The organism is Pleomorphomonas sp. JP5 (assembly GCF_023721815.1).
Classification (GTDB): Bacteria; Pseudomonadota; Alphaproteobacteria; order Rhizobiales; family Pleomorphomonadaceae; genus Pleomorphomonas.
In genome coordinates this window covers 307,805-330,545 of the sequence record NZ_JAMDLI010000022.1, presented here as the reverse complement: position 1 = coordinate 330,545, position 22,741 = coordinate 307,805, and the positions used below count along the sequence as shown (strand labels likewise).

The window sequence follows — 22,741 nt, the reverse complement described above, 5'->3', positions numbered from 1 at the left end:
GGCCTAGCGCTCGCCTTCCGCCCGCACTTCGGCGGCAACTTCGCGAATGGCCGCCATCATCATCTCGGCGCCCAATGAAAGCGGCGTCCCCGACCGGACGATGAGGCCCAGCGGTCCGAAGGTATCCGAGGTGTCGACCGGCAGTTCGCGCAGCGTACCGGCGGCAAGATCGCCGGCCACTTCGCCATAATGGGCGATCCAGATGGCATCGGTCGTTGTGGCGAACGCCCGGCCGAACACGGTGGATACCGTGTCGACCCGCCGAAGCTGCGGCCCTACGGCAAGCCTGATCAGGAGCTCGACGGCATGGTCGTGGATGATCGAACCGGGCGGCGGCACGAGGACGACATAATCGGACAGGCGACCGAGCCCGCCTCCCATGGCGAACAGGGGATGCTCCCTCCGCGCCACCACTGCCACCCGCTCGGTATACAGGTGCTCGAAGGCAAGCCCGACCATATCGGCGGGCGAGCCCATGCGCCCCAAGGCGAAATCGAGTTCTCCGGCCTTCAGCTGACCAAGAATGGAGACGTTGTCTGCGGTTATGATTGTGGGCGTGGTTCCAACGCTGGTGCTGAGGAATCGCGTCACCCCTTCGGGCAGAACGCGAGACGAGGCCGAAGCGAGCGCACCAACGCGAACGATCGAAGCGCCCTGCTTCAACGCCAGTTCGACCGACTCGACACCCTGGCGCAGCGCGGCAATGGACGCTCCGGCAAAGCGAAGGAACACCTCGCCGTAATAGGACAGGACAACAGACCGATGACTGCGGTCGAACAGCTCGACACCCAGGATTTCTTCGAGTTCGCGAATGGTCTTCGATACCGCCGGCTGGCTGATCGACAGCGACACCGCCGCCTTGCCGATGCTTTTCACGCGGGCGACTTCCACAAAGGAACTCAGATGCCTATGTTTGATGCGGTTCTCGATCACGTCGGGCCCTCTATAACCGGCCGTTATGTAAAGGGGCAAAGCATCCCTCTGCCATGGAACAATGGTCGAGTCCGTGTCCGCCCTCGTCCGTAATCGGTGGTAGGGTGGCCCAAGCGCCATCCATCAGGGGCAAACACTCCGGGGAGTACCCATGCAGAAAACCAAACTCCATCTCGACGTGATCGTCGACGTCGTCTGTCCCTGGTGCTTCCTCGGAAAGCGGCGACTCGACGCGGCGATCGCCGACCTTGACGACCTCGACATAGAGGTTCGCTACCGGCCGTTCCAGCTCGATCCGACCATCCCCCAGGACGGCGTCGAGCGCGAGGAGTATGTCATAGGCAAGTTCGGCAGCGCCGATGCCCTGGACGAAGCACACGCCCGTCTCTTCAGCCTGGGCGCCGATGTCGGCATTACCTATGCCTTCGACCTCATAGAGAAGACGCCCAACACGCTCGACGCTCACCGTCTTGTTCGATGGGCGGCGGCGGAAGGCCTCGGCGACCCCATGCTGGAGCGGCTGTTCTCGCTGTTCTTCGAGGAAGGTGCCGATCTCACCAACGCGGAGACCCTCGTCGCCGCTGCCGAGGAAGTCGGTCTAGATGAAGACGAGGTCACGATGAAACTGGAGGACGGCGTCGACCTCGACGCGGTGAAGGCCGACATCGCCCATGCCGGTCGCATCGGCATCACCGGCGTACCGACGGTCATCGTCGAGAACAAGTTCGCCATTTCCGGCGCACAGACGTCGGAGGTACTGGTCGACGCCCTGCGCAAAATCGCCGCCGAAGTGGAGGCGACAAGAGGCTGAAACAAAAAGGGGCGCCGTCTGGGCGCCCCTTTCAAATGCGTCTTCAATACGTCAGACGGCCTCGCCACCGTCGCGGTCGATGCGTTCAGCCCTGATGCGACGCACGGTACCGGTCCACGAGCGCATGACCACCGTGTCGGTGATGATCTTGCCGCCCTTGAAACGCACGCCGTCGAGCAGATTGCCCTTGGTCACGCCCGTGGCGGCGAAGAGCACGTCGCCCTGGGCCATGTCCTCCATGGCGTATTTCTTGGTCACGTCCACGATGCCCATGCGCCGCGCACGCTCGATCTGGTCGGGGCGATTGATCATCAACCGGCCTTGCATCTGGCCGCCGAGGCACCGCAGCGCCGCCGCCGCCAACACGCCTTCCGGCGCTCCGCCTACGCCCAGATAGATATCGATGCCAGTCTCTTCCGGGTCGGCTGTCTGAATGACGCCGGCGATGTCGCCGTCGCCGATCAACCGGATGGAGGCTCCAAGGCCGCGCACCTCGTCGATCAGTCGGGCATGGCGGGGCCGATCGAGAATGCAGACGGTAATCGCCGACACCGGCACGCCCTTGGCCTTGGCGAGCGCACGAATATTGTCGGTTGGCGTGGCGTCGAGGTCGACAAGGCCCGGTGCGAATCCCGGTCCGATGGCGATCTTGTCCATGTAGACGTCGGGAGCGTTCAGAAGACCTCCCTGTTCGGAGATCGCGATGCAGGCCAGCGCGTTGGTCTGGTTCTTGGCACACATCGCAGTGCCTTCGAGCGGATCGGCGGCGATATCGACACGCGGCCCTTTGCCGCTGCCAACCTCTTCGCCGATATACAGCATCGGCGCTTCGTCTCGCTCGCCCTCGCCGATCATGATCGTGCCCTGGACCGGCAGTTGGTTCAGCTCCGAACGCATGGCGTCCACGGCGGCCTGGTCGGCGGCGCGCTCGTCACCGTGGCCACGCTGGCGGGCGGCGGCCATTGCCGTGCGCTCGGTAACCCGAACGATCTCCAGAGTCAGAATACGGTCGAGGGAATTGGACAATTTTTGCGACATGAAACAACCCGCGGTTCGGACAGTCGACCGAGTTCGTCGCTGCGGCTCAGGGAGGTCTTGTGGCCGCGCGCGAACGGGGAGGAAACCCGGTCGATACCTTAGCGAGGTAGGAAGAACAGGCGATGGAGGTCAATGCGCCATAGGACGCAATACGGATGTTCCGCGGATGAATTAACCATACCGCGACCTAGGCACCATCTTGATACTTGGCGAAATACCGCCGTTTACCGGCTCTTTTGGACTGTTCCACCGTCAGACATGCAAAAAGTCGATAGCAGCATTCCCTAATATGGGCCTGGAAACCAACATAGGCCCGACAGGGGCTCACAAACTCTCGATGCGGATCAGCGTCGGCTTCTCGGCAATGTGGCCGGCAGCCTCGATGGCGGCGAGCGCCGCCCGGATCTCCGTCTCGCGCGTGGCATAGGTAATGAGCACCACCGGCTGCGGAGCACCGGTGTGACCGGGCGGCAGTTCGTCGTTGCCCCGACGATGCTGAACGATGGATTCGAGCGATATGTCGCGATCGGCCATGCTCTTGGCGATGCCAGCAAAGGCCCCCGGACGATCGTAGACGGAAAGACGCACGTAGTAGCCGCCCTTGTGGGCCTGGATCTCGGCCTTCTGATAGAGCATCAACTCGTTTGCCGGCAGTCCGAACACGGGCGTGCGGTGCCCGCGCGCTGCGTCGACGATGTCGGCGATGACCGAGGAAGCCGTGGCGCTGCCACCGGCGCCTGGACCGACAAGCACTACCTCGCCCAGCGCATCGCCGTCGAAGGCGACGGCATTGAGAACGCCGGAGGTTTGAGCCACAACCGATTTCTTCGGCACCATCGCGGGGTTGACCCGCGCCTCGATGCCCGTATCGGTGCGCCGGGCGACACCGAGAAGCTTGATGCGATAGCCCAGCTCCTCCGCGGCCTTGATGTCCTCCAGCGAGATAGAGGTGATGCCCTCCACATAGATGGCATCGGCGTCGATCTCCGTTCCGAACGCAAGACTCGCCAGAATGGCGAGCTTGTGTGCGGTATCGAAGCCGCCGACGTCGAAGGTCGGATCCGCTTCGGCATAGCCGAGCCGCTGCGCTTCCGACAGGCAGGTCTCGAAGGACAACTGCTCCTTCTCCATCCGGGTCAGGATGTAGTTGCAGGTGCCGTTCAGAATACCGACGATACCGGTGACGGTATTGCCGGCAAGGCTTTCCTTCAGCGTCTTGATCACCGGAATGCCGCCGGCAACCGCCGCCTCGAAGCCGATCGACAGACCGGCCTCCTCGGCGAGACGGGCGAGCTCGACACCGTGCCGGGCGAGCAACGCCTTGTTGGCCGTGATCACCGGCTTGCCAGCAGCAATCGCGGCCCGCACCACGGCTTCGGCGGCCCCGGACGCGCCGCCGATCAGCTCGATCACGACGTCGACGTTCGGATCGGCGACCATGGCCACGGGGTCGTCGTACCAGGCAAACCCATCCACATTGATGCCCCGGTCGCGGTTGCGGTTCCGCGCCGACACGGCCGTGATCGTCACCGGCCGCCCTGCTCTCAGCGTCAGCGAGCTGAGGTTGGACTGGACGATGCGGACGACGGACGCGCCGACGGTCCCGAGACCGGCGATGCCAAGGCGAAGCGGTTTACCCATGGTACTTTTCGATACTCTCTGTCTGAGGGGGCACTCCCGAGGAGCCGGGTCGCCGGAAATGCCCTCGCTATTGTTCTCTCGCAGCTCCACCGCAAAATCGCGATGCGTCTATTGCCGGAGATCTGCCGGGAAGAGGCGCCGATCAGCGGCTACGCTCGACCGGAGCGTAGTTATGCATGGTTTCGTCGGCCATGTCGAAGAATCGACGTAGCCCACGCGCCGCCTGCCGAATACGCTGCTCGTTCTCCACCAGGGCGATGCGGACATAGTCATCCCCCTGCTCGCCGAAGCCGACACCGGGGGCGACGGCCACCTCGGCCTTCTCGATCAGCAACTTGGAGAACTCCAGGCTGCCAAGTGGCTTGAACCGCTCCGGCAATGGCGCCCAGGCGAACATCGAGGCGCGCGGAACCGGAATCTCCCAGCCGGCACGGCCGAAGCTTTCGACCATGACATCGCGGCGGCGCTTGTAGGTCTGCCGAACCTCCTCGATATGGGTATCGGCCTCCGGGTCGTTGAGCGCAGCCGTCGCCGCCACCTGGATGGGCGTGAATGCGCCGTAGTCGAGGTAGGACTTGACGCGCGACAACGCAGCGATCAGCCGCTCGTTGCCCACGGCAAACCCCATGCGCCAGCCAGCCATGGAGAAGGTCTTCGACATCGAGGTGAACTCGACGCAGACGTCCATCGCGCCGGGCACCTGCAGCACGGAGGGCGGCGGGACGCCGTCGAAGTAGATCTCCGAGTAGGCAAGGTCGGAAAGCACGAACACCTCGTGCTTGCGGGCAAATGCCACCACGTCCTTGTAGAAGTCGAGATCGACCACCTCGGCCGTCGGATTCGACGGATAGCACAGGACGAGGGCCAGCGGCTTCGGAATGGAGTGGGCGACCGCGCGCTCAAGCGAATGGAAGAACTCCGGCCCCGGCGTGACGGGGACCGAACGAATGACGCCGCCAACCATCAGGAAGCCGAAGGCGTGGATGGGATAGGACGGATTGGGGCAGAGGATGACATCGCCCGGCGCGGTGATCGCCTGCGCCATGTTGGCAAAGCCTTCCTTGGAGCCGAGCGTAGCCACGATCTGCGTATCGGGGTTGAGCTTCACGCCAAAGCGGCGCCCGTAATAGGCCGCCTGCGCCTTGCGAAGGCCGTTGATGCCACGCGAGGCCGAGTAGCCATGCGTGTCAGGCCTCTGCACCGTCTCGATCAGCTTGTCGACCACGTAGCGCGCCGTCGGCAGGTCGGGATTGCCCATGCCAAGGTCGACAATATCTGCGCCCGAAGCTCGCGCGGCAGCCTTGAGCCGATTGACCTGCTCGAAGACATACGGCGGGAGGCGCTTGATCTTGTGGAACTCGTTGTTGCTCATGGACTTGACCTCAGTGTGGTCGTGGAAGCCGGCGGTTTTCGCCCCGCGCCGGCAGGCGGGTCTGTGCTTCTAGATCAATTCCGGGCGGAGGGGAAAGTGGCTTTTGGCCGGTCGCAGACCGATCTCTCCAAAAAGCCGCCGTTGTGGCCGCCCTACCCGGCCCACCACGGAATCAGCCGATAGTGGAGAGGGCCGGAAAGTTTTCCAGAAGCCAGAACGACGCGCGCTGCATGCCGCCTGACAGGAACAGCGCGCCGGTAATGACCAGCACGCCGCCCATAGCTCGCTCGACCAGCGGAAAGTGCCGGCGAAAACGGCGCATGAACAGCACAAACTTTGCCGCGAACAACGCGGCGATCAGAAAGGGAACGCCCAGGCCCAGCGAATAGACGGCGAGCAGCAGCGCGCCGTCGCCGACGGTATCGCGGCTTCCGGCCACCGACAGGATGGTGGCGAGCACCGGACCGATGCAAGGCGTCCAGCCAAAGGCGAAGGCAAGGCCCAGCAAAAACGCACCACCAAGACCGGCCCTGATCCGAAAATCGTGGAACCGGGCCTCACGGTAGAACAGCGCGATGCGGAACAGGCCAAGGAAATGCAGCCCCATGGCGATGATGAAGAAACCGGCGACGATACCGAGCACTTCGGACCATTGGCGAAGAAGCTGGCCGAACACCGACGCTGTGGCGCCAAGCGTCACGAAAACGCAGGTAAACCCCAGGATGAAGCAGAGCGAAACCTCGGCCGCTCGCCGCTTTGCGGCCAGCCGGCTCATTTCTTCCCCCGTCAGCTCTTCGATCGAGGCGCCGGTCAGAAACCCGAGATAAGGCGGAACGAGCGGCAGCACGCAGGGGCTCACGAAGGAGAGCAATCCGGCGCCGAATGCTGCGATCAGTGTTACGTTCGCGTCCATATGGTCCCTACCAGGGCGAGCAACCGACTGATACTCGATTTCCTCGGCTCATGCGAGGCAGGTTTTCCTCCCGCATATCAAATTGCCGGCAAAGGCCAAGTCGCCCAGGCCACATACCGGTCAACAGAGAGCTAGCGTCCCCTTCAACGAACAGACAAGTCGACGCACGAGGGCAGTCCAATACCCAGAAATCGTGTTCACCGATTGAACTCGCAGAACGTGAAACCAGCTGAGCATGCGCCCCGAGCGTGAGGAGTGATGCCTTTCGGGGATGAAGTTGAAAGGGAGTTGCTTTTCGTTGCGAAGCAGCGTTTCCTCGCATTATTCGAAAAAGCCACTACCCCATGCTCCGCAATTTAACTATTATCTAGCGTTATTCGCATATATTCATCTGCAAGGTTGCAGGGGTTGTGCGTTTCGGGGGAACGAATGATCAGGCAGTTGGCGATCGCCGGACTGGCATTTTTTGCCAGCCTCGTGGCGTCTGCGCATGCAGGCGACGCAAAGGTGATCCACGTCGCCAGCACCTTCCCCTTGTCACTCAAGCTATTCTCTGAAGCCACAGGTCGCCTGAGCGAGCAGGTCGACAGCCTGACGGGCGGCGAAGTGCAGCTTGTGTTCCATGTACCCGGCAACCTGGCGCCAGCGTCGAGCACGGTCGACCGGGTCGCAACCGGCGAGCTTGCCGCCGCTTGGTCCACCGCAGGTCAGTTTGCCACCCACGACAGCGCCTTCGAGCTTCTGAGTTCCATTCCCTTCGGACCAGACACCATGGAGTTCATGGCATGGTTCATGGAAGGAGGCGGCCTCACGCTGTCGCGTGAGCTGTTTGCCAGTCACGGCATCCACAATGTGCCCTGCATGGTGCTTCCACCAGAGGGAGCCGGCTGGTTTTCAAAGGAAATCCGAAACGTTGATGACCTGAAGGGCTTGCGCATCAGGTTCTTCGGCCTTGGCGGGCGGGTGCTCGCCCGGCTCGGCGCCGACGTCGTAAAAATGGCTCCGAGCGACATCCTCGCCGCCCTGAAGAACGGCGAGATCGAGGCGGCCGAGTATTCGTTGCCGTCGATGGACCTGACCCTCGGCTTACAGAGTGTCTCGAAGTACTACTACTTCCCCGGCTGGCACCAGCCTTCAACACTCTACGAGCTATACTTCTCCGAGGCCGCATGGCACTCGATGACGGAGAAACAACAGCAGACGATCGAAACCGTCTGCGCCGCGGTCATGACGGACGCCATCGGCCGAGCCGAGATCATGCAGTCCGAAGCCCTCGAGGAGATCAAGAAGCGCGGGATAAAGCTCCGCCGCTGGTCACCGGAGCTTCTGCTTACCTTCGAGGCCACCTGGGGCAAAGTCGCCGATGAGGAGATGGCCGCCAATCCGCATTTCAAACAGATATACGAGTCGTACGTACGGTTTCGGGACCAATATGGGTTCTGGAAGCGTTTCAGCTACCTTCACTGAGTTCATCGAGGCACTCAAAAGGAGAAGCCGAGACCGATGAATTGGCATGACGAGCCGATCGGCAGCGCGAAGAACGCAAGCATCCGGACCAAACTGTCCGGAGCGATCATCTTTGTCCTTTTGCTGATCGCCGCCGTCAGCGCGCTGGGAGTCACGCAGGTAATCTCGGTCAACAACGTCACCACCGAGATCCGCGAGGTAAGACTCCCTCAGGTCGAGTTGCTGGAGAAACTGCGCCGGCTCGCCCTTCAGCACAACCTAGTCGTCATGCGGCGCCTCCAGGTGATCGACTATCACAACCTGGCCGAGATCGACGCCAGCCTCGATGAGACGCGCCTCGAACTCAACCAGGCCTCGGCCGACTTCAAGGCGACCATAAGCTCGCCGGAGGAAGAGCGCCTGTTCGCCATTTTCGCGCAAGCCTGGGGCATCTATCTCTCCTCGCTCGACCAGGTGAACGACGCCATTGAAAGCGGCGAGCTGGAACAGGCAACAGAGTATGCCAACGGCACCACGCGCCTTCAGTACAAGGCGGCGGTCAGCGAACTCGAGAACCTCATCGCCTACGCCAAGACCCAGTCGCAGGACGCCGCCGCGCGAGCCTCCACGTCTGTGTCACGGGCCATTACCCAATCGCTGATCGCATTGATCATTGCCAGTCTGGCGGCCTTGGGGGCAATCCTCTGGGTTCGGCGCAACGTGTCGGGGCCGCTCCGCGACATCGCCTACGCCATGCGACGGCTGACGATCGGTGATCACACGACCCCTATTCCGGATCCGACACCAAGGCGCGACGAGATCGGCGTGCTCGTGGGCGCCCTCGCCGGCTATCGGGACGCCCTGATTCACAGTCGGGAGTTCGCTCGCAACGCCGAACGGGAATGGGAGCGCCTGAGAGCGGCGGTTGCCAACATGCCCGTGGGCCTATCGATGTTCGACGCTTCCGACCGGCTCATCATCTGCAATCGCATCTATTGCGACATGTACGGCTTGCCGCCCGAGGACACCTTGCGCGGCCGTACCTACCACGAGATTTTCGCCGAGGCTCTTCGAGATGGCGGCATCTACGCACCGGTATCCGAGGTTCTGGCGGAGACGAGCTCCAGTCCCGGCGGAACGACCCATTTCGTATACGAGACGAGCGACGACCGCATTCTCGCGCTGGGCATTCAGAGCATCGCCGGCGGCGGTTGGGTCGCCATCCACGAGGACATCACGGCCCGGCGCCGCGTCGAGGAGAAGATCCGTCACATGGCGCGCCACGACGCCTTGACCGACCTCGGCAACCGGCTGCTGTTCCGCGACAGCCTCGAAGAAGCGCTGTCCGAACTGACCGGCAAGGAAAGCATTTCCGTTCTCTGCATCGATCTCGATCGCTTCAAGAACGTCAATGACACGCTCGGTCATCCGGTTGGCGATGCGCTTCTGCAGGCGGTTGCCGACCGCTTGAGGTCGTGCATCAGCCAGAACGACATTGCCGCGCGCTTTGGCGGCGACGAGTTCGCCATCATTCAGCTCGGCCCCGTCCAGCAACCGGAAAGCGCCGCCGATCTCGCCCGCCGCATCGTCCGGATCGTCGGCGAACCCTATGAGATCGACGGCCAGCAAATCATCATCGGGGCCAGCGTCGGCATAGCCGTCGCCCCCCTAGACGGCACCGACGCCGACACGCTGCTCAAGAATGCCGACATGGCGCTCTACACGGCGAAAGCCGACGGCCGAGGCGTCTATCGCTTTTTCCGCGACGAGATGAGCCTCCGCTCCCAGACGCGACGCTTGCTGGAGCTGGAGCTTCGCCGCGCGCTGGCCTCTGAGGAACTCTGCCTTCACTATCAGCCGATGTTCAGCGTGGACACCCGCGAGGTCATCGGCTTCGAGGCGCTCCTGCGCTGGAACCATCCAACGCGAGGCATGGTCCCGCCCAACGACTTCATCTGGCTGGCTGAAGAAGTCGGCCTGATCGTGCCGATGGGACAATGGGTGTTGGAGCAGGCCTGCCGCGACGCCGCAACATGGCCCAGCAACATCAGCATTGCCGTCAACGTCTCACCCGTGCAGTTCCGCGACAGAGCCTTCGCCGACCAAGTGGTGGCGGCGCTCGCCGAGTCCGGCTTGGAGTCGCACCGCCTGGAGATCGAGATCACCGAACGCGTGCTGATCGCCGACACATCGATGACGATTGCTATCCTGCAACGCCTGCATGAAATCGGCGTTCGCATCGCCATGGACGACTTCGGCACCGGCTACTCAAGTCTTGGCTATCTTCGCCAGTTCCACTTCGATCGCATCAAGATCGATCGGTCCTTCGTTGCCGATCTCGGCGAAGGCGACCATGAATCGTTGGCCATTGTCCGGGCGGTGGCGAGCCTGTCGTCCAATCTCAACATCGCGACCACCGCCGAGGGCGTGGAAAGCGAGCAGCAGTTCGAGCGCCTGCGCGCCGAGGGCTGCGACACCGTGCAGGGCTTCCTTCTGGGCATGCCCGTACCGGCGGACGACGTCGCGCGCATACTGGAAGAAGGCGAAGCCTCGGCCATATCGGCAGCGTGATAGGGCCCGCTCAGCTACAGGCATGGCCTCTGTGACGCAGACAGACAAAGACGGCGTCCGAGAGCGCTCATGGCTTCATTTGTCAAAGGAGTGATGGTGGGCGGTGACGGTCTCGAACCGCCGACATCCAGTGTGTAAAACTGGCGCTCTACCAACTGAGCTAACCGCCCCGACCGCGCGACGGCGGCAGAAGGTTCCCTGCTCTACCCACTCGGACGGCCGATTGCAAGATCGCCGACCATATCGCCTTGGGAATGGGAAACAGGGCGAAAAAGGGCGCGACCGTCACCGGCCGCGCCGTTCAAAGTCACGTCGGCCCGCCCCGGATTCGGGGCAGGCCGATTCGGGACGTCAGCCGTTGACCGCGTCCTTGAGGCCCTTGCCCACGCGGAACTTCGGCTGCTTGGAAGCAGCGATCTTGAGCGGTTCGCCGGTCTGCGGGTTGCGGCCCTCCGAGGCGGCGCGCTCGGTCACAACGAAGTTGCCGAAGCCGACGATGCGAACTTCGTCGCCCGCCTTGAGCGCCTCGGTGATCGTCGCGAAGACCGCGTCGACGGCGGCACCGGCCTGCGCCTTGTTGAGCGACGCCTTCTCGGCGACCTGCGTGACCAGATCGTTCTTGTTCATGTCGTGTCCCTTTGTCTGACTCTGTCGGTAGCGGACTTGCCATATAGGAGTTAGCCCGTCACCCCGGCGGCACGTTTCCCGGATTTCCGGGGAAAATCAAGTGCGGAAAGACCGCTTATGCGCGATTTTTTGGCCGAAGACGAAAAAGACCCGGGCTTTGGCGGCCCGGGTCGGTAATTTGCTGGACAAGTGTCCCGCGTTGGTTCAGTGCGCGGTGATCACACCCAAATCGCCAGCTTCACCCTCGGCCACCGGCGCGGGGGGTGTTTGCTTCGATTCGTCCCACTCGATCGGTTCGAGCGGCCGCACCAACGCCACCTTCAACACGTCATCCATATGAGCGACCGGAATGACTTCCATGACGTTCCGGACGTTCTCGGGAATGTCCGCGAGATCCTTGGCGTTCTCGTCGGGGATCATCACCGTCTTGATGCCGCCCCGATGAGCTGCGAGCAACTTCTCCTTGAGGCCGCCGATCGGCAACACCCGGCCACGCAGCGTGATCTCACCGGTCATTGCAACGTCATGGCGCACTGGCACACCGGTCATGACCGACACGATCGAGGTGACCATGGCGATACCGGCCGACGGACCGTCCTTCGGCGTCGCGCCTTCCGGCACGTGCACGTGGATGTCGCGCTTGTCGAACAGCGGCGGCTCGATGCCGAAATCGACAGCCCGCGAGCGCACGTAGGACGCCGCTGCGGAAATCGACTCCTTCATCACGTCCTTCAGGTTGCCGGTCACCGTCATGCGTCCCTTGCCGGGCAAGCGCACACTCTCGATGGTGAGAAGCTCACCGCCGACCTCGGTCCAGGCAAGACCGGTGACAACGCCGACCTGATCGGTGCCCTCCGCCTCGCCATGCCGGAAGCGCGGCACACCGAGATACTGCTCGACCTTCTCCGGCGTCACCGTGACGGACTTCAACGCCCCCTTCGACTTCTGGAGTTCGGTCACCGCCTTGCGGGCGAGCGACATCATCTCTCGATCGAGGTTACGGACACCGGCCTCGCGCGTGTACTGGCGGATCACGGAACGAATGGCATCGTCGGTAATCTCGTACTCGCCTGCGCGGAGACCGTGGTCGGCGATCGACTTCGGCAACAGATGCCGCTTGGCGATCTCGACCTTTTCGTCCTCGGTATAGCCGGCGATCCGAATGATCTCCATGCGGTCCATCAGCGGGCCGGGGATGTTCAGCGTGTTGGCGGTGGTCACGAACATCACGTCCGAAAGGTCGTACTCGACCTCGAGGTAGTGGTCCATGAAGGTGTGGTTCTGCTCGGGATCGAGAACCTCGAGCAAGGCCGACGACGGATCACCGCGGAAGTCCATGCCCATCTTGTCGATTTCGTCGAGCAGGAACAGCGGATTTGACTTCTTCGCCTTCTTCATCGACTGGATGACCTTGCCGGGCATCGAGCCGATATAGGTGCGGCGATGGCCGCGAATTTCGGCCTCGTCGCGCACGCCGCCGAGCGACATGCGCACATACTCACGGCCGGTCGCCTTGGCGATCGACTTGGCGAGCGAGGTCTTGCCGACGCCAGGAGGACCGACGAGACAGATGATCGGCCCCTTCAGCTTGTTAGCCCGGCTCTGCACCGCCAGATACTCGATGATGCGTTCCTTGACCTTCTCAAGGCCGAAATGGTCCTCGTTCAGGACCGCCTCGGCATAGGCGAGGTCGTCGCGGGTCTTGGAGCGGCTCTTCCAGGGAATCCCCAGGATCCAGTCGAGGTAATTGCGCACCACTGTGGCTTCGGCCGACATCGGCGACATCTGGCGAAGCTTCTTCAGCTCGGCCGTCGCCTTTTCGCGCGCTTCCTTCGACAGCTTGGTGCGCTTGATGCGCTCCTCGAGCTCGGCAAGCTCGTCCTTGCCCTCCTCGCCGTCGCCCAGCTCCTTCTGGATCGCCTTCATCTGCTCGTTGAGGTAGTACTCGCGCTGCGTCTTCTCCATCTGCCGCTTGACGCGGCTGCGGATGCGCTTCTCCACCTGCAGGACAGAGATCTCGCTTTCCATCAGCCCGAGCACGCGTTCGAGCCGCTCGACCACCGACTTCAGGGAAAGGACTTCCTGCTTCTCGGAGATCTTTACGGCGAGGTGGCTGGCGATGGTGTCGGCGAGCTTGGCGTAGTCGTCGATCTCCTTGATGGTGCCGAGCACCTCGGGAGACACCTTCTTGTTCAGCTTGACGTAGTTGTCGAACTCGACCAGCACCGAGCGGGCAAGCGCCTCAACTTCGACACGATCGCTCTCCACTTCCTCGATCGGCCGAACCTCTGCTTCGAAATAGTCGGACCGGTCGATGAAATTGATCACTTCCGCCCGGCGCGCGCCCTCGACAAGCACCTTCACCGTGCCGTCGGGCAGCTTCAGAAGCTGAAGCACCGTTGCGAGCGTGCCGACCGTGTAGATGTCGCCGGACGCAGGATCGTCGTCGGATGCATTGCGCTGAGTGGCCAGCAGGATCTGCTTGTCGGCCGTCATCACCTCTTCGAGGGCGCGGATCGACTTCTCGCGCCCCACGAACAGCGGCACGATCATGTGCGGGAAAACGACGATGTCACGAAGCGGCAGGACAGGAAAGACGTCCCGTTCGGCGCCGGTCGCTGGAGTGGATGCGGCCATGGAGTGGTTTCCTTTCTGGTGGCCCGCCGGCCAAGCCTATCGGCGCCGGCGTCCGTCGCACGCGTTTTTCGGCAAGGGCTGCCAACCGTAAGGTCGGAGTGCCCCAGTTCGGCAACGGGTGAGAGGATCGGAGAAGGTGATCCGCTACGTGGCCGTCCGGTCCGCCCCTTGATGGGCGCAAGGCCAGACGCCGTTCCCGTTTCCGTCGCCGCCGCGTAAGCGGATACATGTATCGCGGCGACTGTGCTTTCAAGGTCCTGACACGAAAGCGTCATTGACCCGACGCACGACGCTCCCGGCCGGCCAGGCCGGGAAAATGGGCGGCGAGCGCTCTGGTCGCCACCCACGGAAAACTATCAGGCACCCGTGCCCGTGTCGTCGAGGCGTTCGCCGTAGACATAGATCGGCTTGGCCTTGCCGGCGATGACGTCGCCAGAAATGACCACTTCCGTCACGTCTTCGAGGTTGGGAAGCTCGTACATGGTCTCAAGCAGAGTACCTTCCATGATCGAGCGCAGACCACGGGCGCCGGTCTTGCGGTCGATGGCCTTGCGGGCCACGGCCGACAGCGCATCATCCTGGAAGGAGAGCTTGACGTTCTCCATCTCGAACAGGCGCTGGTACTGCTTGACCAAGGCGTTCTTCGGCTCGGTGAGGATGATCACCAGCGCCGCTTCGTCGAGATCTTCAAGGGTGGCAAGCACCGGCAGACGTCCGACGAACTCGGGGATCAGACCAAACTTCAGGAGGTCTTCCGGTTCGACCTGAGCGAAAAGTTCGCCGGTGCGTCGATCCTCGGGGGCCGTCACCTGTGCCTGGAAGCCGATCGAGGTCGACTTGCCGCGCGCCGAGATGATCTTTTCGAGGCCGGCGAAGGCACCGCCGCAGATGAACAGGATGTTGGTGGTATCGACCTGCAGGAACTCCTGCTGAGGATGCTTGCGGCCACCCTGCGGCGGCACGGAGGCCACAGTGCCTTCCATGATCTTCAGGAGGGCCTGCTGCACCCCCTCACCCGAGACATCGCGGGTGATCGACGGATTGTCGGACTTGCGCGAGATCTTGTCGACCTCGTCGATGTAGACGATGCCGCGCTGGGCCCGCTCGACGTTGTAGTCCGCGGCCTGCAGAAGCTTCAGGATGATGTTCTCGACGTCTTCGCCGACGTAACCGGCCTCGGTCAGCGTCGTCGCATCGGACATGGTGAACGGCACGTCGATGATGCGGGCAAGCGTCTGGGCGAGCAGCGTCTTGCCCGAACCGGTCGGGCCGATCAGCATGATGTTCGACTTGGCCAGCTCGACATCGTTGTTCTTCGAGGCGTGATTGAGGCGCTTGTAGTGGTTGTGGACAGCCACAGCCAGCACCTTCTTGGCCTTGTCCTGGCCGATCACGTAGTCGTCGAGCACCTTGCGGATTTCCGAAGGTGTCGGAACGCCGTCGCGCGACTTCACGAGATTGGACTTCGACTCCTCACGGATGATGTCCATGCAGAGTTCAACGCATTCATCACAGATGAACACCGTCGGTCCCGCGATGAGCTTGCGGACTTCGTGCTGGCTCTTGCCGCAGAACGAACAGTAGAGGGTGTTCTTCGACTCGCCGCTAACCTTGGTCATCCAATCATTCCCGCTCGGTTGACGGACGGCCCGACCCCGCTCCGGGCGAGTATCGAACCGAACCTTCCTCTCGAACCCTCTTCAGTGACCGTATCCGCCGGAACCGCCACATGCGCATGCTGCGCTCAAAGGACTCAAGATAGCTTTAACGTACCGATCTCGATGCACCGCCGCCTGCGGCGCCGGCAAACCTACTTTCCTCAGGGCTGTTCGGGAACCGCCCTCTTGGCGATCACATCGTCCACGAGGCCGAATGCCTTGGCCGCCTCGGCATCCATGAAATTGTCGCGCTCCAGAGCTTCTTCGACCGCCGCGAGATCGCGCCCGGTGTGCTCGACATAGATCTGGTTGAGGCGACGCTTCAGCTTCAGGATCTCCTGGGCATGCAGCATGATGTCCGCCGCCTGACCACGGAAGCCGCCCGACGGCTGGTGCACCATGATGCGCGCGTTGGGCAGCGAGAAGCGCATGCCGGCCTCGCCGGCGCAAAGCAGAAGAGACCCCATGGACGCGGCCTGCCCGATGCAGAGCGTCGCCACCTTCGGGCGGATGAACTGCATGGTGTCGTAGATCGCGAGACCCGCCGTCACATAGCCGCCGGGAGAGTTGATGTAGAGAGAGATCTCCTTGTTCGGATTCTCCGACTCCAGGAAAAGCAGCTGGGCGCTGACCAGCGTCGCGACACCGTCATCGATGCCGCCGGTAATGAAGATGATCCGTTCCTTGAGGAGGCGCGAGAAAATGTCATAGGCGCGCTCGCCGCGATTCGTCTGTTCGACGACCATCGGGACCAGCGTGCTCATGGTGAAATCGACAGGATCCTTCATACGTTCCCTCGGCGTTCGACGGACGAACCGCCCTTCCCGCCCCGTCTCGGGGCTGCGTGGAACAGCGGTGGCGTCGCCAGCAAATCACTCTTGCCGTGATCGTTACATCCCAACCAGACGCTTGGCTACACCAAAGCCTCTGAATTTTCGGTGCATGGTGTACGGCTTTCCATACCCGCCTATGCATGGGGATATCCCCATAAAGGCCACTTATGCATCGTCGGCAAACTCTGCAAGCGGTCGAAACCGCGCGCAAGGCTGCTCTCCTCAAAACGCAACCGGCCGGGGCGTCGCCGCCCCGGCCGCGAAAGCTTTGCAAGGATTGCGGAGGCCGATCAGACGGCCGGCTCTTCGTCGTCCTTGAACAGCTCTTCCTTGGTAACCGTCTTGTTGGTGACCTTGACCAGACCGAGAAGAACGTCGACGACCTTCTCCTCGAACACCGGCGCCTGCAACGAGGCGAGAGCATTGGCATCACGACGATAGAAGTCGAACACGGCCTTTTCCTGGCCAGGGAACTGACGGGCACGCTCGATCAGCGCGCGCTGCAGCTCCTGCTCATTGACCTGAACCTTCTCACGCTCGCCGAACTTCGACAGCACGAGACCGAGACGAACGCGGCGCTCGGCGATCTTGCGATAGTCGGCGTGGGCCTTCTCCTCGGTGGTGTCCTCGTCCTCGAAGGTCTTGCCGGCAGACTTCATCTCAGCCTCGACCTGCCCCCAGATGGCGTTGAATTCCTGCTCAACCAGCGTCGCCGGCAGCTCGAAGGAATACTGCGCATCAAGAGCGTCCAGCAGCTGCCGCTTCACCTTCTGGCGGGTCTGGCCACCGTTCTGGGCTTCGATCTGCTGCTTGACGATGTCCTTCACCGCATCGAGGCTGTCCATGCCGAGCGTCTTGGCCCAGTCGTCGTCGAGCCTCAGCTCGCCCGGCGCGGCAATCTCGAACACCTCGACATCGAAGGTGGCCGGCTTACCGGCAAGGTGCTCGGCCTGATACCCCTCAGGGAAGGTCACTTCGATGACCTTCTTGTCGCCGACCTTGACGCCCGTCAGCTGCTCTTCGAAGCCGGGGATGAACCGGCCCTGGCCGATGACGATGGTGGCGCGTTCGTCGGCGCCACCGTCGAAGGGCTCGCCATCGATCTTGCCAAGGTAGGAAATGGTCAGCCGGTCGCCATTCTCGGCAGCGGCACCCTCTTCGCGGGCAACGTAGGAACGGGCGCCCTCGGCGATCTGGGTCAGGCGCTCCTCGACTTCCGAATCGGCAACTTCGACGACCGGGCGCTCGATGGCGATGCCGTCGACCGGCGCCAGCTCGAACTCGGGAACGATCTCGTAGGAGAGGTCGTAGGCAAGGTCGAGTTCACCCGACAGGATCTTCTCGGCATCCTCGTCGGACAGCTTGATCTGCGGCTGCATGGCAGCCTTCTCGGAACGCTCTTCAAGAGCCTTGGTCGAGGTCTCGCCAATCACGTTGTTGACGATCTCGGCCATGGCGGACTTGCCATGGAGCTTCTTGAGGTGCGCCTTGGGAACCTTGCCCGGACGGAAGCCGGGAATCCTGGCGCGGGCCTTGAGGTCCTCGAGGTAAGCATCGAGCTTCTCAGCGAGTTCGGAGGCCGTGACGACGATCTTGAGCTCGCGCTTCAGGCCTTCGGTCGAGGTTTCAGTCACCTGCATGGATGTTTTCTTTCGTCTCTGATCCCGAGAACGCCCCAGAGACCGTTCCGGTGGTTCTCCCTGCCGGCCCGGTCCGAAGAAGCGGTTCAATTCTGTCTTCACCACCGGCGGGACGCCACGGAGGCGTACCGTACACCGACCGCATCACCCTCGATCTCGGCGTGTCGATCTGGTGCGGGCGAAGGGACTTGAACCCCCACGGCTTTCGCCACTGGAACCTAAATCCAGCGTGTCTACCAATTCCACCACGCCCGCGATCCAACCGCGCCGACCATCGCCTCCGATGCTCGAAGCGGGGTCTCCATAGCAAACTTCCCAGCAGGCACAAAGCAAAAAGGGGAGGATTCGCGACGAACCTCCCCTTTGGTCGAGTTTGCCGGCTTTCAGGGGCTCACGGCGTCGGCTGGCCCGTCGCCGCGGGAGCCACCAACGCGGCGCCCAGCAGCTCGAAACTGTCGTGCCCGGATGCCTCGGCAAGTCCCGCCACCGTATCCTCGGCCGACTTGACCTCGACTCCGATCGCCTTGAGCCGATCGGTTACCGTTGCCTCGTCGGCGTGGGCAAGCGCGGCCAGCGCCGTCACTGACGCATTATTGAGTGCGCCGAACACCACGGCACGGGGATTGGCCGAGGAGACGCCCGCCCCCTCATAGGCAAAGGCGCCCGCGGCGGCTAGGCAGACCACCGTCGAAATCCACATGGCCGACCGCCGGAAGTAGTTCGCAAGCGTCCGCCAGTTGCGCCACACGTGCAGCCCGAAGGGCACGATCAGGAGCATCGACAGGATCTCGTGCATCTCGCGGAAATACTGTGCGCCAAGGCCGAAGAAGAGCGCGACGCCGGAGACCAGGGAGATCAGGAACAGCCAGGTGGTCAGGGGCGTTGCATAGCGAAACAGGGCATCTTTGATGGACATGAGGAAAACTCGACGAATGAAGAAAAGCTTGGAAAGAAGACCTCTGGTCTTCAACGAGTCCTAGCACTCCTCCTCGTCCGAATCTTCTCACCAAGATGGCGAAGTGTATCAAAGCGTATCGGCCGTCCCCTTGCGCTTGCGGCTTGCCTTGCGCGACTTCTCCTCGGCCTTGATCGCTTCGCTGCGGCGAGCGACGGCGACCGCGGCGCGGCACCATTCGATGAACTCGTCGGGCTCGTCGTAAAGCCGCTCCGGAGCCCTCCAGTAGGGCATCTGGGCCGTCCGACCATCCTTGGTAGTGTACTCAAACTGAGGACAGCCCTCCGCGATGAAGCGTTCCCGTGTTTCCTCGTCCACCTTGAAATAGAGGCTGCCATCGGCCTCCAGGGCGAACACCATGCCATCCTGATAGATCGAAAGCCCGCCGAACATCTTGCGGAACGTGACGCCGCCAAGCGGCTCCGTCAGCTCGCGCAGGAACTCCCTGAAACCATCGTCCGCCATCGTCACCTCCAAATCGTGAAACATAAAAGAACATAAAGCGAACAAACCGTCGCGTCCAGCACGGAGATGAAGCGCGGCCGATCACTTGTTCTTTCTTGACGCAGGATTAAGCTGTCCAAACCATGATCCAAGGCAACTCGCTCGCGGTTTCGTTCCTTGTCCAAATAACCCTACTGGTGAGCCCTGTGACCGACGCTATCGCCGGCGAAGCGGAAATCGCCCATCTGGAACGCTTGTTCAGCGCCCCTGAGCTGGCAAGCACCCAGTTCTCCCGGTCCTTTCTCGCCGCGGTGCCTGCCGGAGAAGTATCCAGGATCGTCGAGCAGATGGTCGGCTCGCTCGGGACACCCCGCGCGATCGTTCAGGACGGCGACGACTACGCGATTGAGACCGACACCCACTCGATTCCCACCAAGATGACCTTGGACAGCAACGGCTTGATTGATGGCTTGCTGTTCCAGCCGCCCGTAGCGCTCACGGCCTCGCTGGAGGAGACCCTGGAGAAGCTCTCAGGCCTCGCCGATACCGTCTCCTACCTGGTCGAAACCTCGGGAGCGGCTCGGCTGGAACGAGAGTCCAGCCGGCCGCTCGCCGTCGGCTCGGCCTTCAAGCTCGGCGTACTGAAGGTTCTCGCCGACGACATCGCGGCCGGACGCAGCCGATGGGATGATGTGGTGCGCCTTGCGGAGAGCGACCGTTCGCTGCCATCGGGCGACCTCCGCCTCTATCCCGCCGGATCGCCCTTCACGCTCCATACGCTCGCGGCCGAAATGATCGCCCGAAGCGACAACACGGCAACGGACCTGCTGATCCGGGTCGTCGGAGCCGAGCGAGCCGCCGATGTGCTCGGCCTTGATACATTGCTGACCACCCGAGCCCTGTTCCAGTTGAAAGCCGAGAAGGCTCTGGCCAACGCCTACGTTTCGGGTTCGGCCGACGATCGGAAGGCCATCCTGAAGCAGCTGTCCGATCGAGACCTGCCTTCGGTGGCTGCGGCATCCAGCCCCTACGCGCCCGGCCTCGAATGGATGATTCCCGTCGAGCGACTGTGCAGCCTCGCCGTCGCGCTCTCCGATCTCGACGTCTTCCAGATCAATCCCGGCCCGGTTCGCCCCGGTTTGTGGCAGCGCGTCGCCTACAAGGGCGGCAGCGAAACCGGCGTCCTCAACCTGACGGCTGCGCTGACCGGCAAGGACGGCCGCACACATTGCCTGTCGGTGACGCTCAACGGCGACAAGCCGATTGACGAAGCGTCCGCCGCGGGCCTGTTTTCCAGGGCGACCGCCCAGCTCGCCACCGGCAAGTGACACTTCAGGCCCTGTCGAGCCCCATCTGCCAGAAGGCAGCCTCTAGCCGGCTCGCCTGCCTGAAAATGCCGGCGACCTGGCGGAAGCGCACCTCTCCCATCGCGCCAGCGGACAGCGCATCGAGATGCTCGATGGTCGCGGCCGCCACCTGCTGGTAGCCGTCGGCGGCATATTCGGCAATCCAAGGCGCGTAAGGGTTGCTCGCGTCAAGCGCCCCGGGGATCCGTGCAAGCCGACGGGCAATCACCCCGTAGCCGATCATGCAGGGCGCGAGCGCGACGTGGAGATCGAGGAGATCGCCCCGCACGCCCCAGTCGAGCACGAAGCGGGTATAGGCCGTGGTCGGCATATCCTCCTCGGATGATTCAAGGTCGGCGGGCGTCAGTCCCCAGCCCTCGCAATACTTGACGTGCAGCGCCATCTCGCCATCGAGGATCGCCCGGAGACCATCGAGGCCGTAGCGCATTTCCTCCATCGTCCGCCCCTTGTAGGCGGCAAGCGCATAGGCGCGGGCGAACTGGATCAGAAACAGGTAGTCCTGGACGAGATAGTGCCGGAAAGCGGCCTCCGGCAGCGTACCGGCCGCCATCATCTCCACGAAGGGATGCTCGACATAGGCGCGCCAATCGTCGGCGCAGGACTCGGCGAGGCGATCGAACAGGGTCATTCCGTCTCTCCTCTCGCCCACGCGGCCTGGGTCTCCGCTTTGAACGCCTCGAAGCGGCCGGCCTCGATGGCGTCGCGGATACCCTGCATCAGCGACTGATAATAGGCGACGTTGACCCAGGTGAGCAGCATGGCGCCAAGCGCCTCGCCGGTGCGAACGAGGTGGTGGATGTAGGCGCGCGAATAGTCGCGCGCCGCCGGACAGTTCGATGTGGGGTCGATCGGCCGGGGATCATCCATGTGGCGGGCGTTCTTGAAGTTGAGCTTGCCGAAGCGGGTGTAGGCAAGACCGTGGCGCCCTGCCCGCGTCGGCATCACGCAGTCGAACTGGTCGATGCCGCGCGCTACGCTCTCGATGATGTCGTCAGGCGTGCCGACGCCCATCAGATAGCGCGGCTTGTCGCGCGGCAGAACCGGATCGACGACGTCAATCATCTGAAGCATGACAGCCTGCGGCTCGCCAACGGCGAGGCCACCGACCGAGTAGCCCTCAAAGGGCATGGCGGAGAGTTCGCGGGCGCTCACCTCGCGGAGCGACGGAACGTCCCCCCCCTGGACGATGCCGTAGAGGCCCTGCCCCTTCTCGGGGCCACCCATCGCCTCGAACTTCCGGCGCGACCGCTCGGCCCACCTGAGGCTCAATCGCATGCCGCGCTCGACCTCCTTGGGTTCGGCCGGCAAACGGACGCATTCGTCGAGCTGCATCTGGATATCGGATCCCAGCAGCCCCTGGATCTCGATGGAGCGCTCCGGCGACAGCTCGTGGCGGCTGCCGTCGATATGGCTTTGAAAGGTGACGCCGCGCTCGTCCATCTTCCTCAGCTTGGCGAGCGACATCACCTGAAAGCCGCCGCTGTCGGTCAGGATGGTCTTGTCCCAGGTTGAGAACTTATGGAGCCCGCCAAGCGCTGCCACCCGCTCGGCGCCGGGCCGCAGCATCAGGTGGTAGGTATTGCCAAGCACGACGTCGGCGCCTGTCGCCTTCACGTCGTCCATGAACATCGCCTTCACCGTTCCGAGCGTGCCAACCGGCATGAAGGCCGGCGTGCGGACGACGCCATGCGGCGTGACGATCTCGCCACGGCGCGCCCGACCATCGGTCGCAAGGAGGCGGAAGGAAAAGGGCTGTGTCATCGGCATCGCTTTCCGGAGAACGGCGCCCCGTTTCATCGAGAACGAGAGCGCCGCCCGCCAATAGCGAAAAATGCCGCCGGCAACAACGCCTCTC

Annotated in this window: 18 protein-coding genes and 2 tRNA genes; 4 read left to right on the top strand and 16 right to left on the bottom strand. The window is 62.8% G+C overall.

All coding sequences use genetic code 11. The annotated features are described in order from the left end of the window. Window positions 1–3: 3 nt before the first annotated feature. Entirely contained in the window at window positions 4–933 is a 930-nt protein-coding gene (gene pcaQ, locus M4J40_RS20875) for a pca operon transcription factor PcaQ (RefSeq protein ID WP_311134176.1), read from the bottom strand. A gap of 151 nt (window positions 934–1,084) precedes the next feature. Between pcaQ and M4J40_RS20870 the strand changes: the two genes are divergently transcribed. Continuing rightward, entirely contained in the window at window positions 1,085–1,744 is a 660-nt protein-coding gene (locus M4J40_RS20870; protein WP_251756340.1) for a DsbA family oxidoreductase, read from the top strand. Window positions 1,745–1,795: 51 nt separating this feature from the next. Here M4J40_RS20870 and glpX read toward each other — a convergent pair whose 3' ends face one another. The 4 genes from glpX to M4J40_RS20850 form a co-directional block, all read right to left on the bottom strand. Continuing rightward, complete coding sequence (gene glpX, locus M4J40_RS20865) at window positions 1,796–2,782, bottom strand: class II fructose-bisphosphatase (RefSeq protein ID WP_251756339.1); 987 nt, start codon at window positions 2,780–2,782, stop codon at window positions 1,796–1,798. Between the two features lie 324 nt (window positions 2,783–3,106). Beyond that, on the bottom strand, window positions 3,107–4,423 hold the full coding sequence (locus tag M4J40_RS20860) for a homoserine dehydrogenase (RefSeq protein WP_251756338.1): 1,317 nt from the start codon (window positions 4,421–4,423) through the stop codon (window positions 3,107–3,109). A 142-nt stretch (window positions 4,424–4,565) separates the two neighbouring features. After that, entirely contained in the window at window positions 4,566–5,795 is a 1,230-nt protein-coding gene (locus tag M4J40_RS20855; RefSeq protein ID WP_251756337.1) for an LL-diaminopimelate aminotransferase, read from the bottom strand. Between the two features lie 172 nt (window positions 5,796–5,967). Beyond that, window positions 5,968–6,708 (bottom strand): cytochrome c biogenesis CcdA family protein, encoded by a 741-nt coding sequence (locus tag M4J40_RS20850; RefSeq protein WP_251756336.1) that lies wholly within the window; start codon window positions 6,706–6,708, stop codon window positions 5,968–5,970. Between the two features lie 429 nt (window positions 6,709–7,137). Here M4J40_RS20850 and M4J40_RS20845 point away from each other — a divergent pair, with 429 nt between their 5' ends. Both M4J40_RS20845 and M4J40_RS20840 read left to right on the top strand, forming a co-directional pair. Next, window positions 7,138–8,175 (top strand): TRAP transporter substrate-binding protein, encoded by a 1,038-nt coding sequence (locus M4J40_RS20845; protein ID WP_251756335.1) that lies wholly within the window; start codon window positions 7,138–7,140, stop codon window positions 8,173–8,175. Between the two features lie 36 nt (window positions 8,176–8,211). Continuing rightward, entirely contained in the window at window positions 8,212–10,725 is a 2,514-nt protein-coding gene (locus M4J40_RS20840; RefSeq protein WP_251756334.1) for an EAL domain-containing protein, read from the top strand. A 94-nt stretch (window positions 10,726–10,819) separates the two neighbouring features. On the opposite strand, the gene M4J40_RS20835 is transcribed toward M4J40_RS20840, so the two are convergent. The 9 genes from M4J40_RS20835 to M4J40_RS20795 form a co-directional block, all read right to left on the bottom strand. Then, a tRNA-Val gene (locus tag M4J40_RS20835) sits at window positions 10,820–10,895 on the bottom strand. A gap of 181 nt (window positions 10,896–11,076) precedes the next feature. Continuing rightward, window positions 11,077–11,352 carry an HU family DNA-binding protein gene (locus M4J40_RS20830; protein ID WP_026782895.1) on the bottom strand — a complete coding sequence of 92 codons (276 nt, stop codon included), beginning with the start codon at window positions 11,350–11,352 and terminating at the stop codon, window positions 11,077–11,079. A 204-nt stretch (window positions 11,353–11,556) separates the two neighbouring features. Continuing rightward, complete coding sequence (gene lon / locus M4J40_RS20825; RefSeq protein ID WP_251756333.1) at window positions 11,557–13,989, bottom strand: endopeptidase La; 2,433 nt, start codon at window positions 13,987–13,989, stop codon at window positions 11,557–11,559. A 356-nt stretch (window positions 13,990–14,345) separates the two neighbouring features. Next, window positions 14,346–15,608, bottom strand: a complete 1,263-nt coding sequence (gene clpX / locus M4J40_RS20820) for an ATP-dependent Clp protease ATP-binding subunit ClpX (RefSeq protein ID WP_251756332.1) — start codon at window positions 15,606–15,608, stop codon at window positions 14,346–14,348. Between the two features lie 200 nt (window positions 15,609–15,808). Beyond that, window positions 15,809–16,435, bottom strand: a complete 627-nt coding sequence (locus tag M4J40_RS20815) for an ATP-dependent Clp protease proteolytic subunit (RefSeq protein WP_251756331.1) — start codon at window positions 16,433–16,435, stop codon at window positions 15,809–15,811. 335 nt (window positions 16,436–16,770) lie between these two features. Beyond that, entirely contained in the window at window positions 16,771–18,120 is a 1,350-nt protein-coding gene (tig, locus tag M4J40_RS20810) for a trigger factor (RefSeq protein ID WP_251756330.1), read from the bottom strand. A gap of 170 nt (window positions 18,121–18,290) precedes the next feature. Further along, window positions 18,291–18,375 (bottom strand) — tRNA-Leu (locus M4J40_RS20805). Between the two features lie 136 nt (window positions 18,376–18,511). After that, the gene (locus M4J40_RS20800) at window positions 18,512–19,036 is read right to left on the bottom strand and encodes a DUF4405 domain-containing protein (protein WP_251756329.1); all 525 of its coding nucleotides are present in this window, start codon (window positions 19,034–19,036) and stop codon (window positions 18,512–18,514) included. 108 nt (window positions 19,037–19,144) lie between these two features. Next, window positions 19,145–19,540 (bottom strand): TfoX/Sxy family protein, encoded by a 396-nt coding sequence (locus tag M4J40_RS20795; protein ID WP_251756328.1) that lies wholly within the window; start codon window positions 19,538–19,540, stop codon window positions 19,145–19,147. A gap of 185 nt (window positions 19,541–19,725) precedes the next feature. On the opposite strand from M4J40_RS20795, the gene M4J40_RS20790 reads away from it, so the two are divergent. Beyond that, window positions 19,726–20,847 (top strand): serine hydrolase, encoded by a 1,122-nt coding sequence (locus tag M4J40_RS20790; RefSeq protein WP_251756327.1) that lies wholly within the window; start codon window positions 19,726–19,728, stop codon window positions 20,845–20,847. A 4-nt stretch (window positions 20,848–20,851) separates the two neighbouring features. Here M4J40_RS20790 and tenA read toward each other — a convergent pair whose 3' ends face one another. Together tenA and tgt are read right to left on the bottom strand one after the other, a co-directional pair. After that, window positions 20,852–21,514, bottom strand: coding sequence for a thiaminase II (tenA, locus tag M4J40_RS20785; RefSeq protein ID WP_251756326.1), 663 nt, complete (start codon window positions 21,512–21,514; stop codon window positions 20,852–20,854). Then, a complete protein-coding gene (tgt, locus tag M4J40_RS20780; RefSeq protein ID WP_251756325.1) occupies window positions 21,511–22,647 on the bottom strand; it encodes a tRNA guanosine(34) transglycosylase Tgt in 1,137 nt (378 codons plus the stop codon). Before tgt ends, tenA begins: the two co-directional genes overlap by 4 nt. Window positions 22,648–22,741: the final 94 nt, after the last annotated feature.

Bases quoted from the DNA above. Each gene is read 5' to 3' on its own strand.
- M4J40_RS20870 (WP_251756340.1), top strand. From the start codon at position 1,085: ATGCAGAAAACCAAACTCCATCTCGACGTGATCGTCGACGTCGTCTGT.
- glpX (WP_251756339.1), bottom strand. From the start codon at position 2,782: ATGTCGCAAAAATTGTCCAATTCCCTCGACCGTATTCTGACTCTGGAG.
- M4J40_RS20860 (WP_251756338.1), bottom strand. From the start codon at position 4,423: ATGGGTAAACCGCTTCGCCTTGGCATCGCCGGTCTCGGGACCGTCGGC.
- M4J40_RS20855 (WP_251756337.1), bottom strand. From the start codon at position 5,795: ATGAGCAACAACGAGTTCCACAAGATCAAGCGCCTCCCGCCGTATGTC.
- M4J40_RS20850 (WP_251756336.1), bottom strand. From the start codon at position 6,708: ATGGACGCGAACGTAACACTGATCGCAGCATTCGGCGCCGGATTGCTC.
- M4J40_RS20845 (WP_251756335.1), top strand. From the start codon at position 7,138: ATGATCAGGCAGTTGGCGATCGCCGGACTGGCATTTTTTGCCAGCCTC.
- M4J40_RS20840 (WP_251756334.1), top strand. From the start codon at position 8,212: ATGAATTGGCATGACGAGCCGATCGGCAGCGCGAAGAACGCAAGCATC.
- M4J40_RS20830 (WP_026782895.1), bottom strand. From the start codon at position 11,352: ATGAACAAGAACGATCTGGTCACGCAGGTCGCCGAGAAGGCGTCGCTC.
- lon (WP_251756333.1), bottom strand. From the start codon at position 13,989: ATGGCCGCATCCACTCCAGCGACCGGCGCCGAACGGGACGTCTTTCCT.
- clpX (WP_251756332.1), bottom strand. From the start codon at position 15,608: ATGACCAAGGTTAGCGGCGAGTCGAAGAACACCCTCTACTGTTCGTTC.
- M4J40_RS20815 (WP_251756331.1), bottom strand. From the start codon at position 16,435: ATGAAGGATCCTGTCGATTTCACCATGAGCACGCTGGTCCCGATGGTC.
- tig (WP_251756330.1), bottom strand. From the start codon at position 18,120: ATGCAGGTGACTGAAACCTCGACCGAAGGCCTGAAGCGCGAGCTCAAG.
- M4J40_RS20800 (WP_251756329.1), bottom strand. From the start codon at position 19,036: ATGTCCATCAAAGATGCCCTGTTTCGCTATGCAACGCCCCTGACCACC.
- M4J40_RS20795 (WP_251756328.1), bottom strand. From the start codon at position 19,540: ATGGCGGACGATGGTTTCAGGGAGTTCCTGCGCGAGCTGACGGAGCCG.
- tenA (WP_251756326.1), bottom strand. From the start codon at position 21,514: ATGACCCTGTTCGATCGCCTCGCCGAGTCCTGCGCCGACGATTGGCGC.
- tgt (WP_251756325.1), bottom strand. From the start codon at position 22,647: ATGACACAGCCCTTTTCCTTCCGCCTCCTTGCGACCGATGGTCGGGCG.